13 protein-coding genes and 1 riboswitch are annotated in these 15,200 nt (G+C 59.9%); of the genes, 5 read left to right on the plus strand and 8 right to left on the minus strand.

Going from position 1 to position 15,200, the window contains the following annotated elements:
• Window positions 1–103 precede the first annotated feature (103 nt).
• Window positions 104–1,024 carry a LysR family transcriptional regulator gene (locus tag HU739_RS19760; protein ID WP_186549362.1) on the minus strand — a complete coding sequence of 307 codons (921 nt, stop codon included), beginning with the start codon at window positions 1,022–1,024 and terminating at the stop codon, window positions 104–106.
• Between the two features lie 180 nt (window positions 1,025–1,204).
• Here HU739_RS19760 and trhA point away from each other — a divergent pair, with 180 nt between their 5' ends.
• Window positions 1,205–1,822, plus strand: a complete 618-nt coding sequence (gene trhA, locus HU739_RS19765) for a PAQR family membrane homeostasis protein TrhA (protein ID WP_186549360.1) — start codon at window positions 1,205–1,207, stop codon at window positions 1,820–1,822.
• A 174-nt stretch (window positions 1,823–1,996) separates the two neighbouring features.
• Here the strand turns inward: trhA and HU739_RS19770 are convergent, their stop codons facing one another.
• A complete protein-coding gene (locus tag HU739_RS19770) occupies window positions 1,997–2,716 on the minus strand; it encodes a 16S rRNA (uracil(1498)-N(3))-methyltransferase (protein WP_186549358.1) in 720 nt (239 codons plus the stop codon).
• Between the two features lie 149 nt (window positions 2,717–2,865).
• Window positions 2,866–4,272, minus strand: coding sequence for an adenosylmethionine--8-amino-7-oxononanoate transaminase (locus tag HU739_RS19775; RefSeq protein WP_186549356.1), 1,407 nt, complete (start codon window positions 4,270–4,272; stop codon window positions 2,866–2,868).
• Window positions 4,273–4,496: 224 nt separating this feature from the next.
• On the opposite strand from HU739_RS19775, the gene HU739_RS19780 reads away from it, so the two are divergent.
• Window positions 4,497–6,263: a flavin monoamine oxidase family protein gene (locus tag HU739_RS19780; RefSeq protein ID WP_186549354.1), complete on the plus strand. Its 1,767-nt coding sequence runs from the start codon at window positions 4,497–4,499 to the stop codon at window positions 6,261–6,263.
• 354 nt (window positions 6,264–6,617) lie between these two features.
• On the opposite strand, the gene HU739_RS19785 is transcribed toward HU739_RS19780, so the two are convergent.
• Window positions 6,618–7,115, minus strand: coding sequence for a hypothetical protein (locus HU739_RS19785; protein WP_186549352.1), 498 nt, complete (start codon window positions 7,113–7,115; stop codon window positions 6,618–6,620).
• A 314-nt stretch (window positions 7,116–7,429) separates the two neighbouring features.
• On the opposite strand from HU739_RS19785, the gene HU739_RS19790 reads away from it, so the two are divergent.
• Both HU739_RS19790 and HU739_RS19795 read left to right on the plus strand, forming a co-directional pair.
• Window positions 7,430–7,981, plus strand: a complete 552-nt coding sequence (locus tag HU739_RS19790; RefSeq protein WP_186549350.1) for a cytochrome b — start codon at window positions 7,430–7,432, stop codon at window positions 7,979–7,981.
• A 31-nt stretch (window positions 7,982–8,012) separates the two neighbouring features.
• On the plus strand, window positions 8,013–8,591 hold the full coding sequence (locus HU739_RS19795) for a YceI family protein (RefSeq protein ID WP_039757580.1): 579 nt from the start codon (window positions 8,013–8,015) through the stop codon (window positions 8,589–8,591).
• Window positions 8,592–8,856: 265 nt separating this feature from the next.
• On the opposite strand, the gene HU739_RS19800 is transcribed toward HU739_RS19795, so the two are convergent.
• The 4 genes from HU739_RS19800 to ahcY all read right to left on the minus strand — a co-directional run bounded on the left by HU739_RS19800 (window position 8,857) and on the right by ahcY (window position 14,374).
• Window positions 8,857–10,731 carry a DEAD/DEAH box helicase gene (locus HU739_RS19800; RefSeq protein ID WP_186549348.1) on the minus strand — a complete coding sequence of 625 codons (1,875 nt, stop codon included), beginning with the start codon at window positions 10,729–10,731 and terminating at the stop codon, window positions 8,857–8,859.
• A 222-nt stretch (window positions 10,732–10,953) separates the two neighbouring features.
• Window positions 10,954–11,766: a substrate-binding periplasmic protein gene (locus HU739_RS19805; RefSeq protein ID WP_186549346.1), complete on the minus strand. Its 813-nt coding sequence runs from the start codon at window positions 11,764–11,766 to the stop codon at window positions 10,954–10,956.
• Between the two features lie 163 nt (window positions 11,767–11,929).
• Window positions 11,930–12,775: a methylenetetrahydrofolate reductase [NAD(P)H] gene (metF, locus tag HU739_RS19810; protein WP_186549344.1), complete on the minus strand. Its 846-nt coding sequence runs from the start codon at window positions 12,773–12,775 to the stop codon at window positions 11,930–11,932.
• A gap of 189 nt (window positions 12,776–12,964) precedes the next feature.
• Window positions 12,965–14,374 carry an adenosylhomocysteinase gene (ahcY, locus tag HU739_RS19815; protein WP_039757587.1) on the minus strand — a complete coding sequence of 470 codons (1,410 nt, stop codon included), beginning with the start codon at window positions 14,372–14,374 and terminating at the stop codon, window positions 12,965–12,967.
• A gap of 23 nt (window positions 14,375–14,397) precedes the next feature.
• Window positions 14,398–14,496, minus strand: a riboswitch (S-adenosyl-L-homocysteine riboswitch).
• A gap of 197 nt (window positions 14,497–14,693) precedes the next feature.
• On the opposite strand from ahcY, the gene HU739_RS19820 reads away from it, so the two are divergent.
• Entirely contained in the window at window positions 14,694–15,098 is a 405-nt protein-coding gene (locus HU739_RS19820) for an acyl-CoA thioesterase (protein WP_016772772.1), read from the plus strand.
• The last annotated feature ends 102 nt before the right edge of the window (window positions 15,099–15,200 follow it).

The following is a 15,200-nucleotide window of genomic DNA, read 5'->3' on the forward strand; positions in this document are numbered from 1 at the left end:
ATCGTTCCCACGCTCTGCGTGGGAATGCAGCCCGGGACGCTCCGCGTCCCAAAGCGGACGCAGAGCGTCCATTGAGGCATTCCCACGCAGAGCGTGGGAACGATCATGCGCTGGCCTGGCGATTGGCATACATCCGGCACTCCGCCAGCAACGCCAGCAGATTCGGATCGCGCTCCTTGGCCTTCAGAAACACCACGCCTATGTGCTGCTGCAACCGGTACTTCTCCTGCAACGGAATCAGCTTCACCCGGTTCTCGTACACCGCCGCAATCCGCCCCGGCAGCAGTGCATAACCCACCCCGGAACTGACCATGCTCAGCAGGGTGAAAATGTCATTCACCTGCATCGCCACCTTCGGCTCGAATCCTGCCTGTTTGAACACCCGCACGCCGTCCTGATGCGTGGCAAAACCCTGGGTCAGGGTGATGAAAGTTTCATCACGCACCTCCGCCAGATCCACTTCACTGCGCTGGGCAAACTTTGAATCCGCCGGGGTGGCGAGGAAGATGTCGTCGGAGAACAGCGCAATCTGCTCGCAATCCGGATCGTTGATGCTGTCGTCCAGCGACACCAGAATCGCGTCGACTTCCATGTTTTTCAGCTTGTAGAGCAGGTCGATGTTCGAGCCGAGGATCAGGTCGATGTTGAGTTCGCTGCGGCGGATTTTCAGGCCCATGATCAGCTGCGGCACGGTCTTTACCGTCAGCGAATACAGCGAGCCAAGCTTGAAGCGTTCTGCAGAGAACCCGGCGGCTTCGCGGGTCAGGCGCACGCTTTCGACCACGTCGTTGATCAGCTTCTGCGCGCGTTCTTCCAGCACGTAAGCGCTTTCCAGCGGCGTCAGGTTGCGGCCTTCGTGTTTGAACAGTGGGCAGCGCAGGGCGTTTTCCAATGAGTGAATGGCGCGGTGCACGCTGACATTGCTGGTCTGCAATTCGGCGGCGGCGCGGGCGAGGTTGCCGGTGCGCATGAAGGCGAGGAACACCTCGAGTTTTTTCAGGGTCAATTCTTCGTCGATCAGCATGGCGCGGACTCTTTTTGGAATGCGCCGATTGTGCACGGTATGCGCCGCCCTTTGTAGGAGCTGCCGAAGGCTCGGGCCGCGATCGGACGATCTTTTGATCTTTTAAACGGAAACATTGCGCTTTTACGCTCAAGGCCCGAGCCTTGCGCGCTGCGGTAATGAATATGAGGTGTGCGATACATGTATCACGGGGAAAAACTTAACGCCTGGACCCATCTCGTCGGAGCCATCGCAGCGTTTATCGGCGGCGTGTGGATGCTGGTGATTGCCAGCCTCGACGGCAGTCCATGGAAGATCGTCAGCGTGGCGATTTACGCCTTCACCTTGCTGGTGCTCTACAGCGCCTCGACCGTGTACCACAGCGTGCGCGGGCGCAAGAAAGCGATCATGAAGAAGGTCGATCATTTTTCGATCTACCTGTTGATCGCCGGCAGCTACACGCCGTTTTGCCTGGTGACGTTACGCGGGCCGTGGGGCTGGACGCTGTTCGGGATTGTCTGGGGGCTGGCGCTGATCGGGATTCTGCAAGAGATCAAACCGCGTTCCGAAGCGCGGATTCTGTCGATCGTGATTTACGCGGTGATGGGCTGGATTGTGCTGGTCGCGGTTAAACCGCTGATCGCCGCATTGGGCACGGCGGGGTTTACCTGGCTGGCGTCGGGCGGGGTTTTGTACACGGTGGGGATTTTCTTTTTTGCCCTGGATCATCGGTTGCGGCATGCCCATGGCATCTGGCATCTGTTTGTGATTGCCGGGAGTCTGCTGCACTTTGTCGCGATTCTGTTTTACGTCCTGTGAATGCAATCCCTGTGGGAGGGGGCTTGCTCCCGAAGGCGTCAGATCAGCCAACATTTCGTTGAATGACACACCGCATTCGCGAGCAAGCCCGCTCCCACATTGGATCTAGAGTGCTCCCAAAATCTCTATTCCCTGGAGATCTACTGTGGGAGCGAGCTTGCTCGCGAAGAGGCCTTAGAAATCTCCCCAAAGCTGCTGGGCCACTGCCAATGCAACCACCGGCGCGGTTTCGGTGCGAAGCACCCGCGGGCCGAGGCGGGCGGCGTGGAAGCCGTTGGCCTTGGCCTGCTCGACTTCGGCATCCGACAAGCCCCCTTCAGGCCCGATCAGGAACGCCAGCGTCGCCGGTTTCGCATGGCTGACCAGCGGCTCGGCCACCGGGTGCAGCACCAGCTTCAACTCGGCTTCGGTCTGCTTGAGCCAATCCGCCAGCAGCACGGGCGGGTGGATCACCGGCACCCGTGAACGCCCGCACTGTTCGCAGGCGCTGATTGCCACCTGACGCCAGTGCAGCAAACGCTTGTCGGCGCGTTCATCCTTGAGGCGGACTTCGCAGCGGTCGCTGAAGATCGGCGTGATTTCAGTCACGCCCAGTTCGGTGGCTTTCTGAATCGCCCAGTCCATGCGCTCGCCACGGGACAAGCCCTGGCCGAGGTGGATCTGCAGCGGCGATTCGACCTGCCCGGCGAATTGCTCGTCGATCTGCACGACGACGCGCTTCTTGCCGACTTCCACCAGCGATCCGCGAAACTCATGGCCGGAGCCGTCGAACAACTGCACGGCATCACCCTCGGCCATGCGCAGCACGCGGCTGATGTAATGCGCCTGGGCTTCCGGCAATTCGTGTTCGCCGGTGCTCAGCGGGGCGTCGATAAAGAAGCGGGACAGTCTCATTTCGGGTCTCTGCAAATATGAATCAGTTGGATCGGCGTCGACTTCATTCGCGAGCAAGCCCGCTCCCACACTTGAAATGCATTCCCCTGTGGGAGCGGGCTTGCTCGCGAAAGCGGCCGCCAGGCACTACATATCTTGAATGATTTGCATCAGCCCGGATCACGGAAACCGGGGTGGAAATCCTTCGGCACCGCCACGCTGACGCTGTCACGCGTCGCAATGTCGATGCCTTCACTGGCAACCTCGGCCAAAAAGTCTATCTGCTCCGGGGTGATCACATACGGCGGCAGGAAATACACCACGCTGCCCAGCGGCCGCAGCAGCGCGCCACGCTCCAGCGCATGCTGGAACACCTTCAAGCCACGGCGTTCCTGCCAAGGGTAGGCCTCCTTGGTGGCCTTGTCCTTGACCATCTCGATCGCCAGGACCATGCCGGTCTGGCGCACTTCCGAGACGTTCGAGTGATCAACCAGATGCGCCGTCGCCGAGGCCATACGCTGAGCGAGCGCCTTGTTGTTCTCGATCACATTGTCCTGCTCGAAAATATCCAGCGTCGCCAACGCCGCCGCGCAGGCCAGCGGATTGCCGGTGTAACTGTGCGAATGAAGGAAGGCGCGCAGGGTCGGGTAGTCGTCGTAGAACGCGCTGTAGACATCGTCAGTGGTCAGGCACGCTGCCAGCGGCAGGTAGCCACCGGTCAGAGCTTTCGAGAGGCAGAGGAAGTCCGGGCGGATGCCGGCCTGTTCGCAGGCAAACATGGTCCCGGTGCGGCCGAAACCAACGGCGATTTCGTCGTGGATCAGGTGCACGCCGTAGCGGTCGCAGGCCTCGCGCAGCAGCTTGAGGTACACCGGGTGATACATGCGCATGCCGCCCGCGCCCTGAATCAACGGCTCGACGATCACCGCCGCGACGCTGTCATGATGCTCGGCCAGCGTCTGTTCCATGGCGGCGAACATATTGCGCGAATGCTCTTCCCAGCTCATGCCGTCGGGGCGCCCGTAGCAGTCCGGACTCGGAACCTTGATGGTGTCCATCAGCAGCGCTTTGTAGGTCTCGGTAAACAGCGGCACATCGCCGACCGCCATCGCTGCCATGGTTTCACCGTGGTAGCTGTTGGTCAGGGTGACAAAGCGCTTTTTGTTCGGTTGGCCGCGATTGAGCCAGTAGTGAAAGCTCATCTTCAGCGCGACTTCGATGCAGGACGAGCCGTTATCGGCGTAGAACACCCGGTTCAGGCCTTCCGGCGTCATCTTGACCAGACGCTCGGACAGCTCAATCACCGGTTGATGGCTGAACCCGGCAAGGATCACGTGTTCGAGTTGATCGACCTGATCCTTGATGCGCTGGTTGATGCGCGGGTTGGCGTGGCCGAACACGTTGACCCACCACGAGCTGACGGCGTCGAGGTAACGCTTGCCTTCGAAATCTTCGAGCCAGACGCCTTCGCCGCGCTTGATCGGGATCAGCGGCAGCTGTTCGTGGTCTTTCATCTGGGTGCAGGGATGCCACAGCACCGCAAGATCGCGTTGCATCCACTGGTTATTCAGGCCCATTTACAGTCTCCTCGAGGCGGCTCGCGTCAGGCGCGGGCGAACAATCGGGCAAGCCTATGCAATGCGTCGCGCGGGGACAACCCATTGTGTCGATTGAGCTACTTTGTCTGAGCCGATAGACGTCGCTGGCGGCGTTTTGATGGCTAACGTATTCTTCGCGGTTCTTTGGGTCGTCTGACCCGCACAACTGATTTTTCCTACGTGTTTTTTCCGGAGTTCGCTGAATGTCTGTCGGTTGGCTGCGCGCCTGTGCGCTGGTGATGTTGGGGCTGTTCAGCGTTACGGCGCTGGCCAAGGATAAAACCGCAATCGTGATCGGCGGCGGCCTGTCGGGCCTGACGGCTGCTTATGAGCTGCAAAACAAGGGCTGGCAGGTCACGCTGCTGGAAGCCAAACCGAGCCTGGGTGGTCGTTCGGGCATGGCCACCAGTGAGTGGATCGGCAACGACAAGACCCAGCCGGTGCTGAACAAGTACGTCTCGACCTTCAAGCTCGGCACCACGCCGGCACCGGAATTCGTGCGTACGCCGAGTTATCTGATCGACGGTGATTATTTCACTGCTGCTGATCTGGCGACCAAGCAGCCAGCCACCGCCGACGCGCTCAAGCGCTACCAGAAAACCCTCGACGATCTGGCACGCTCGATCGACGATCCGCAGAACCCGGCAGCGACCGCCACCCTGCACGCGCTGGATCAGATCACCGTGTCGAGCTGGCTCGACAAGCAGAACCTGCCGGCCACCGCACGTCAGTTGATCAATCAGGACATCCGCACCCACTACGACGAACCTTCCCGTCTGTCGCTATTGTATTTCGCCCAGCAGAACCGCGTTTATCGTGGCGTCTCCGACCGTGACCTGCGTGCCTCGCGTCTGGTCGGCGGCAGTCAGGTGCTGGCCCAGGCCTTTGTGAAACAGATCAAGACCATCAAGACCAACTCGCCAGTGTCGGCAGTGACCCAGGACAAGGACGGCGTGACCGTCAAGGTCGGCAGCGTCGGTTACCAGGCCGATTACGTGGTGCTGGCGGTGCCGCTGCGTGCGCTGAACAAGATCCAGCTGACTCCAGCACTGGATGCCCAGCATCTGGCTGCGATCAAAGGCACCAACTACGGCTGGCGCGACCAGATCATGCTGAAGTTCAAGACGCCAGTGTGGGAAAGCAAATCGCGCATGTCCGGCGAGATCTACAGCAATACCGGTCTGGGCATGCTCTGGATCGAGCCGGCGCTGAAGGGTGGCGCCAACGTAGTGATCAACCTGTCCGGCGACAACGCCCGCGTCATGCAGGCGTTCGGCGACAAGCAAATGGTTGATCAGGTGTTGATCCGTCTGCACGCTTTTTATCCACAGGCCCGTGGCTCGTTCACCGGTTATGAAATCCGTCGCTACAGCACCGACCCGTCGATGGGCGGCGCCTACCTGGCCTACGGCCCGGGGCAGATCAGCAGGTTCTGGCGCCTGTGGGAGCGTCCTCTGCAACGCGTAGCGTTTGCTGGCGAACACACCGACACCTTGTACCCGGGCACACTGGAAGGTGCGTTGCGCACCGGTCAGCGCGCGGCCAGCCAGGTTGAAGATTTGGCGGCAGGCAAATCGTTCGAACCGGTCAAAGTGGTTCCGGCTGCCGCAGCGGCAGGCGCGGCGGGTGCCGTGGCGGCGAAGAAGGGCAATTTCTTCACTAACCTGTTTGGCGGTTCCGATGACGACAAGAAGCCTGAGCCGGTGAAGGCGCCAGAGCCTGCTCCTGCTCCGGTCGCGCCAGCCCCGGCACCTGCGCCAGCCCCGGTGGAAGCGCCGAAGCCAGCGGCCCCGGTGAAAGCTGAGCCCGCGAAGAAGGCTGCGGCCAAGCCTGCCGCGAAGAAACCGGCAGCCAAGACCGAGGCGAAGAAGCCTGTGGCAAAAGCGCCGGCGAAGAAAACTGAACCGGCGAAGAAGCCAGCCGCCAAACCTGCGGCGCCAGCAACACCGGCCGAGACCAAGGCGCAGTAAGGCTTTGCTCCCATGAAAAACGCGACCCTCGGGTCGCGTTTTTTTTGGCCTGTATTTATGTCCTTCGCGATCCGCCCACGGGGCTTACCTGCGTAGCGGAGGCTTCCCACAAGACACTCGGAAAGGGGTGATAGCGGCTGCCTGAGCGCCCATTTTAAGCTGGGAGAAATTGGAGGCACTTGATGAAAACGCTCACGCTCATACTTTTGCTGATGACACTTTCCGGCTGTACCCATGGGCATTTCTTTCCGGGCGGGTATGGTTCTGAACTTGCGCACACCTGCCAGATAGATCCTTACAGCGCCGATTGCCTGCAACCGCCGGCGGTACTGCATAACTAGTCAGTCAAAACGGTTAGAACTCCCATTTGAAGAACTCGATGCCGTTCGGCAATTTCTTCAGCCACTTTTGCTTGGGCTTGCGGATTCGCCCGGGAATAAAACCAAAGCGCGCCCAGCGCAGATTTCCCGTGCGCTGGTCATAAATCACCAGGTTTCCATCGTCCTGAAGCGTCATGTAAGTGTTGTACCACAGCGATTTATCAAGGCTGTGCGTGCTTTCGGCAATCCACAGTCGCCGTCTGGAGGGGTCGAAAAGGAAACCGTTGTTGCTGATTACGAATTGCAGCGGCTCGCGCATTCTCTTCGGATGCAACGTTGCGCTGTAAGGCTGGTTGTTGTCCGCAATCCAGATGTCAGCCTCGCCCTCTTTCATGACCAGATTTCCATCGCTCTGCAACAGCAAGCGAAATCGAGCGTTGTCCGATTGCAGGTACTGGCCGGCCGACATTGTTTGATTGGGCGGCAATACAGAAGAACCGTTTGCCTGAAACGGGGTATATCGCAGAGACATATCTTGCGCCTGTTAAAAATGATGACGGGGCATCATTCGAACAGGTTCATCCGTGGTAACAGCGGTACATAGTTATCGGTTGCGAATTTCCCCGTTAACGGTCTGCGTATGCCTTCGCCAAGGTGCTCTTGAGCGATGACGCAGCACCGATCATTTGTCCAAGCGTTCCACAGCGAAATCGCCTTTAATCCTTCCTTAACACCCCGCTCGCAGACTCTTGATCGTATTTCTCGATATTTCAAAGCAAAATTTTCCGCTTTAATTCGATAGATAACTCGCTAGTCTTGGTTCGCAGTTCTCACAGGATTTGGGCAATGCAGCTACGTAACTCTTCTTCGCGCTATGGTTGGGTCAGCATCTTCATGCACTGGGGCGTGGCGCTGGCGGTCTTCGGGCTGTTTGCGCTGGGTCTGTGGATGGTCGGGCTGGATTACTACAGCACCTGGCGCAAAGACGCGCCGGATCTGCACAAAAGCATCGGTCTGGTGCTGCTCGCTGTGATGGTGTTGCGGGTGCTGTGGCGTTTTATCAGCCCACCGCCCTCTACGCTGCAAAGCTACAGCCGCATGACCCGTATCGGCGCGAAATTCGGCCACGGGTTTCTGTATCTGGCGCTGTTTGCTGTGATGATTGCCGGTTACCTGATTTCCACCGCAGACGGTGTCGGGATCCCGGTGTTTGGCCTGTTTGAAGTTCCTGCTCTGCTCTCCGGACTACCGGATCAGGCAGATACCGCTGGGGTGATTCATCTCTGGCTGGCGTGGGCGCTGGTAATTTTTTCCGGTCTCCATGCGTTGGCAGCATTGAAGCACCACTTTATCGATCGTGATGCGACCCTCACTCGAATGCTCGGTCGCAAAGCCTGAAATTCAACCTCGACTCAAAGGAAAAGAAAGCATGTTGAAAAAGACTCTGGCCGCTCTGGCAATCGGTTCTGCCGTCCTGTCCGCCAACGTAATGGCCGCTGACTATGTCGTAGACAAAGAAGGCCAGCACGCCTTCGTCGACTTCAAGATCAGCCACCTGGGCTACAGCTACATCACCGGTACCTTCAAGGACATCGACGGCAAGTTCAGCTTCGACGCTGCCAAGCCTGAAGACAGCAAAATCGAGTTCAACGTCAACACCGCCAGCGTGTTCACCAACCACGCCGAGCGCGACAAGCACATCGCCAGCGCTGACTTCCTCAACGCCAGCAAATTCGGCAAGGCCACCTTCGTCTCCACCAGCGTCAAGTCCACCGGTGCCAACACCGCTGACGTGACCGGCGACCTGACCCTGCTGGGCGTGACCAAGCCTGTCGTTGTCAAAGCGACTTTCCTGGGCGAAGGCAAAGATCCATGGGGCGGCTACCGTGCCGGCTTCGAAGGCACCACCACTATCAAGCGTTCCGATTTCGGCAAGCAGAAAGACCTCGGTCCGAAGTCCGATGCGGTCGAGCTGTACGTTTCGTTTGAAGGTGTGAAAGCGAAGTAATCTTCGCCGCACATAAAAAACGCCCCCGGTCGAAAGGCCGGGGGCGTTTTTTATTGCCTGCCACACCACGGACCCCTTGTAGAAGATATCTTGTGGGAGCGAGCCTGCTCGCGAAAGCGGTGTGTCATTCGGCAGAGATTGAGCTGATCCGACGCCTTCGCGAGCAGGCTCGCTCCCACAGGGTATTGCGGTGTGGCAGAAATATTCGAGGTAAAAAAATGCCCCGGCTCTTTCGAACCGGGGCATTTTTCATTGCGGCGTTAACTCAGCGATTGCGAGTCAGCAGTGCCGGTTTCTCGCCACGCGGACGGCTTGGCAGTTGATCGAGCTGCTCAGGCGTCGGGAAGCGGTCGGCTTTCGATTCCTTGTGCATGATCTTCGGGCCATTGCTGCGCGGGTTCTGCACGGCGGGCTGCTCGGTACGTGGCTGATCGTCGCGGGCCGGACGGCGGTTGCGCGGGGCGGAATCGTCGCGACGTCCTGACTGACCATCGCGCGGAGCGCCGTTACGCGGGCCGCTGCGTTTGGCGGGCGGGGTGCCGGTGCTCGAACCGTTGCTGTTGCGCGGACCGTTCTGCCGACCTTGTGGCTGACCGCCACGCGGTGCACCAGCGCCAGCGCCTTGCGCCGGTGCGCCCGGACGACGGCCACGGCCGCCGGCAGGAGCGGCTTTCGGCACGTAGTCAACGCGGTTACCGAAGTTATCCACATCGTCGTCAAGGAACTCGTCCGGGGCACGGTCAGCCGCTGCACGCGGTGGCTGGCTCGGGCGCTGTTCGCGGCTCGGCGTGCCTTCGCGTGGTTTCTGCGCGCGGGCAGGGCGTTCGCCACGGTCGCCGGCCGGTTTTTCCTTGCCTTTGTCCTTGCCCTTGTCTTTACGACCGCCGCCACCGCCGCCGCCATTCGGGCCGTCGCCGCGCGGGCCACGGGAATTGCGTGGGTTGCGGACATCCGGACGCTCACGGACTTCCGGCTTCTCGGCTTCGATGGTGCTCGAGTCGAAGCCCATCAGATCGCCGTCGGCAATCTTCTGTTTGGTCATGCGTTCGATGCTTTTCAGCAGCTTTTCTTCGTCCGGTGCGACCAGCGAGATCGCCTCGCCCGAGCGACCGGCACGGCCGGTACGGCCAATGCGGTGCACGTAGTCTTCGTCGACATTCGGCAGCTCGAAGTTGACCACATGCGGCAACTGATCGATGTCCAGACCACGGGCGGCGATGTCGGTGGCGACCAGAATGCGCACTTCGCCGGCCTTGAAGTCGGCCAGGGCTTTGGTGCGGGCGTTCTGGCTCTTGTTACCGTGAATCGCCACAGCCGGCAGGCCGTGTTTGTCCAGGTACTCGGCCAGACGGTTGGCGCCGTGCTTGGTGCGGGTGAACACCAGCACCTGTTCCCACGCGCCGGCGGTGATCAGGTGCGCCAGCAGTGCACGCTTGTGGCTGGCCGGCAGACGGAACACGCGTTGTTCGATGCGCTCGACCGTGGTGTTCGGCGGCGTCACTTCGATGCGTTCCGGGTTGTGCAGCAGCTTGCCGGCAAGGTCGGTGATGTCTTTGGAGAACGTCGCCGAGAACAACAGGTTCTGACGCTTGGACGGCAGGCGTGCGAGGACTTTTTTCACGTCGTGCACGAAACCCATGTCGAGCATGCGGTCGGCTTCGTCGAGGACGAGGATTTCCACGTGGGACAGATCAACGCTGCCCTGGCCGCACAGGTCGAGCAGACGACCCGGGCAGGCGACGAGCACGTCGACGCCGCGGGACATGGCCTGGACCTGTGGGTTCATGCCGACACCGCCGAAGATGCAGGCGCTGACGAATTTCAGGTCACGGGCGTAGATCTTGAAGCTCTCGTGCACCTGAGCCGCGAGTTCGCGGGTCGGGGTCAGGACCAGTACGCGCGGTTGGCGCGGGCCATGACGCTGGGATTTGTCCGGGTGACCGTTGGGGAACAACCGCTCCAGAATCGGGAGGGCGAAACCGCCGGTTTTACCGGTACCTGTCTGAGCCGCGACCATCAGGTCGCGACCTTGCAACACGGCGGGAATGGCCCGCTGTTGCACCGGAGTAGGCTCGGTATAGCCCGCATCTTCGATGGCGCGGACTAAAGCCTCGGAGAGACCGAGGGAAGCAAAGGACATGAGTAATCCTGTTTTAGTTAGGGCTTGGCCCAATGGGAGTCTTGCCTGGCGCGAATCACGTTTAAGAGGACGCAATCCCGTCCGGTCCTGCTGCGGTTCCGAAGGCACGTCAGGAGCGCTCGCGCGGGCTGCAAAGCTGCGCTGTAGCGGGTCGTGAGGCCTTTTACGGTTCCGGGCGTCCGGGCGTGAGCCTGGCGGGAACGCCGGAGTATAACAGAGCAATCACCGCGCGCCGCTTTCCTGCTGCTCAACGGTTTTGCCGTTGGCCGTGGCAGAGCGTATCGGCGCACTGCCGGCAGGTGCGGCTCCGTAGCGTGCGCTCAGTTCGGCGTAGGCAGGTTCACGCTTGAAACGCTTGAGTTCGGCGCCGAAACGCTGCACCAGCAAGTCCATGCCCGCATTGCGCCGAACCGCCAAAAATTGGCTCTGACGGCTGATGACGGTGGGGTTTTCGCTGATTTGCGCGCGCAAACCCAACTGATCGAGCAAATGCTGACCGACGCGACGGTCAGTGATCAACAGATCGATGCGGCCACGCACCAGCTTGCCGAAATTGGCTTCATGGGTCGGTGCAGGTTCGCGAGTAAACAGGTCCGACTGGCTGAAATCGGGACTGTACAGATAGCCCGGCGAGGTGCCGATGGTCAGGCCTTTGAGTTGTTCGAGCGTGTTGAACGGGTGCGGGCGCTCATTGGCGTAGAACATCACGAACTCGACGTCCGACAGCGGCTCGCTGGGGTAGAGCAGGGTGGCGTCGCGCTCATCGCTGTGAAAGATGTCCAGCGCACCGTCGGCCTGACCGGATTCAAGCATCGACAGGCAACGCTTCCACGGCAGGAACTGCCATTCGACGTCAATGCCCAGGCGCTTGAACACGATGGCCGTGGTTTCGTAATCCAGACCGAGACTTCGGCCATCCTCTTCGTACACGTAAGGCGCCCACGGCTCGGTGACAATACGCAGCTTCTCGCCTCGAGCGGCGAAGCTCAGGCAAGCAAAAACCAGCACGGCGAATAATTGCGTGATCAAAGGCATGGCTGGAGATTACGACGAGAACCCGCAAAGAGCCAGAAAGCGCCTGCACAAGCTCTGTTTCGCGGCTCCAAACGCAAAAAATCACAGCTACGACAACTCCTGCAGGAGCCGCCGAAGGCTGCGATTTCTGGACCTTGCTTGTAGCTTGTAGCTTACAGCTGCTTCAGCGCGGCAACTTCAGGTTATTCCAGATCGCCAGGCTAGGCTCGGCCTGGTTCATGGAATAAAAATGCAGCCCCGGTGCGCCGCCCTGCAACAGGCGTTCGCACATCTCGGTGACGACTTGCTCGCCAAAGCGCTGAATGCTGAGCGCGTCATCGCCATAGGCTTCCAGTTGCTTGCGGATCCAGCGCGGAATTTCCGCCCCGCAGGCATCGGAGAAGCGCGCGAGTTTGCTGTAGTTGGTGATCGGCATGATCCCCGGCACTACCGGAATGTCCACGCCCAGCGCCTGCAAACGGTCGACGAAGTAGAAATAGCTGTCGGCGTTGAAGAAGTACTGGGTAATCGCGCTGTCGGCGCCGGCGCGAGCCTTGCGCACGAAGTTGGCGAGATCGTCTTCGTAGTTGCGCGCTTGCGGATGCATCTCCGGGTAAGCGGCGACTTCGATGTGGAAGTGATCGGCGGTTTCTTCACGAATGAATTCCACCAGCTCATTGGCGTGACGCAGCTCACCGCTGGTCATGCCCATGCCGGACGGCAGGTCGCCGCGCAGGGCGACGATGCGTTTGATGCCGGCCGCCTTGTACTCGTTCAGCAGCCCGCGCAGGTCGTCCTTGCTGTCGCCGACGCACGACAGGTGCGGTGCGGCCGGTACTTTGACTTCGCTTTCCAGTTGCAGCACGGTGTTGAGGGTGCGATCACGGGTCGAACCACCAGCGCCATAGGTGCAGGAAAAGAAGTCGGGGTTGTAAGTGGCCAGCTGACGGGCAGTGGCAAGCAGTTTTTCATGCCCAGCATCGGTCTTGGTCGGGAAGAACTCGAAGCTGTAGCGACGGTCTTGGGACATGGTCATACCCTTGGAAACACGAAAGCCTTCGGTATGTTTCATCTGTAGGAGCGAACCTGTATGTGGCGAGGGAGCTTGCTCCCGCTGGAGTGCGCAGCGCTCCCAACATCCTGGGGCCGCTTTGCAGCCCAGCGGGAGCAAGCTCCCTCGCCACAACAAGCCATTCCTACAAATAAAGCAGCCGGTTACTTAGTAGCGGTAAGCGTGCGGCTTGAACGGGCCTTCGACGGTGACGCCGATGTAGTCAGCCTGTTGCTTGGTCAGTTGAGTGACCACGCCGCCGAAGCCGCGAACCATTTCCAGGGCCACTTCTTCGTCGAGTTTCTTCGGCAGTACTTCAACGGTCAGGCGCTCGGCTTTCTGCGCTGGCGACAGGTCGGCGTATTTCTGACCGAACAGGAAGATCTGCGCCAGTACCTGGTTGGCGAACGAACCGTCCATGATGCGGCTCGGGTGACCGGTGGCGTTGCCCAGGTTCACCAGACGGCCTTCGGCCAGCAGGATCAGGTAGTCGTCGTTCTGTGGGTCGAAGCTGCCGGCACCGGTGCGGTGAACTTTGTGCACCTGTGGCTTCACTTCTTCCCATGCCCAGTTCTTGCGCATGAAAGCGGTGTCGATTTCGTTGTCGAAGTGACCGATGTTGCAGACCACGGCGCGCTTCTTCAGGGCTTTGAGCATGTTCGCATCGCAAACATTGACGTTACCGGTGGTGGTCACGATCAGGTCGATCTTGCCCAGCAGCGCTTTGTCGATGCTCGCTTCGGAACCGTCGTTGATACCGTCGATGAACGGCGAAACCAGTTCGAAACCGTCCATGCAGGCCTGCATGGCGCAGATCGGGTCGACTTCGGAGACTTTAACGATCATGCCTTCCTGACGCAGGGACTGCGCCGAACCCTTGCCCACGTCACCGTAACCGATGACCAGCGCTTGCTTGCCGGACAGCAGGTGGTCGGTACCGCGCTTGATCGCATCGTTCAGGCTGTGACGGCAGCCGTACTTGTTGTCGTTCTTGGACTTGGTCACCGAGTCGTTGACGTTGATGGCCGGGATTTTCAGCTCGCCCTTGGCCAGCATGTCCAGCAGGCGATGCACGCCGGTGGTGGTTTCTTCGGTCACGCCGTGAACGCGGTCCAGCACCTGCGGGTATTTCTTGTGCAGCAGCTCGGTCAGGTCGCCGCCATCGTCGAGGATCATGTTGGCGTCCCATGGCTGGCCATCCTTGAGGATGGTCTGCTCCAGGCACCACTCGTACTCTTCTTCAGTCTCGCCTTTCCAGGCGAACACCGGGATGCCGGCAGCAGCGATAGCGGCAGCGGCCTGATCCTGAGTGGAGAAAATGTTGCACGACGACCAGCGTACTTCGGCACCCAGGGCAACCAGGGTTTCGATCAGCACGGCGGTTTGAATGGTCATGTGGATGCAGCCGAGGATTTTCGCGCCTTTGAGCGGCTGCTCGGAAGCGTACTTGCGACGCAGACCCATCAGAGCCGGCATTTCCGATTCGGCGATGATGGTTTCGCGACGGCCCCAGGCTGCGAGGGACATGTCGGCAACTTTGTAATCGGTAAAATCGGCAGGCGTGTTGACAGCGCTCATGAAGAGCCTCCATTCGTAATGTATGCGAATGGGCGCCGTTGTGCGTTTAGTGTCTGGCCGTGGCCAGTCAACGCCCCATCCGAGCCTGACAGGTCGAACCTGCTGCAGCGCCCCTCGGACAGGTGGCGGGAAAACGGTAGCAAGCGATCATTACCGTTTTTGAAACGGAAGCGATTATAGCCGTCCGGGCTGATCTTCCAAAGGGTTTCTGTCGACCAAATGAAGATCGCCAATGGCGACCATAGTCGCAGCGGCCTGGAGCCTGACTGGTCAGTCTGCCAAGATGGGCGCATCTTTCGGCAAGCGCTCAGGAGTGAACATGAATTTCCACACCCGCAAATGGGTAAAACCCGAAGACCTCAATCCCAACGGCACCTTGTTCGGCGGTAGCCTGCTGCGCTGGATCGACGAAGAAGCGGCGATCTACGCCATCGTCCAGTTGGGCAATCAGCGCGTGGTGACCAAATACATCTCGGAAATCAACTTCGTCAGCGCCTCGCGCCAGGGCGACATCATCGAACTGGGCATCACCGCCACCGAGTTCGGCCGCACCTCGATCACCCTGACCTGCGAAGTGCGCAACAAGATCACCCGCAAGAGCATCCTCACGGTCGAGAAGATGGTTTTCGTCAACCTGGGTGAGGACGGCCTGCCGGCACCACACGGGCGCACCGAGATAAAATATGTGAAAGACCAGTTCAAGGATGACGAAGCGGTTCAATAAGATCGGCGGCGCATTCTTCGCGAGCAGGCTCGCTCCCACAGGGATCACACGGTACCTGTGGGAGCGAGCCTGCTCGCGAAAGCTGGTTTGAACGCATGAAGA

It is taken from the genome of Pseudomonas hamedanensis (genome assembly GCF_014268595.2).
Taxonomy (GTDB): domain Bacteria; phylum Pseudomonadota; class Gammaproteobacteria; order Pseudomonadales; family Pseudomonadaceae; genus Aquipseudomonas; species Aquipseudomonas hamedanensis.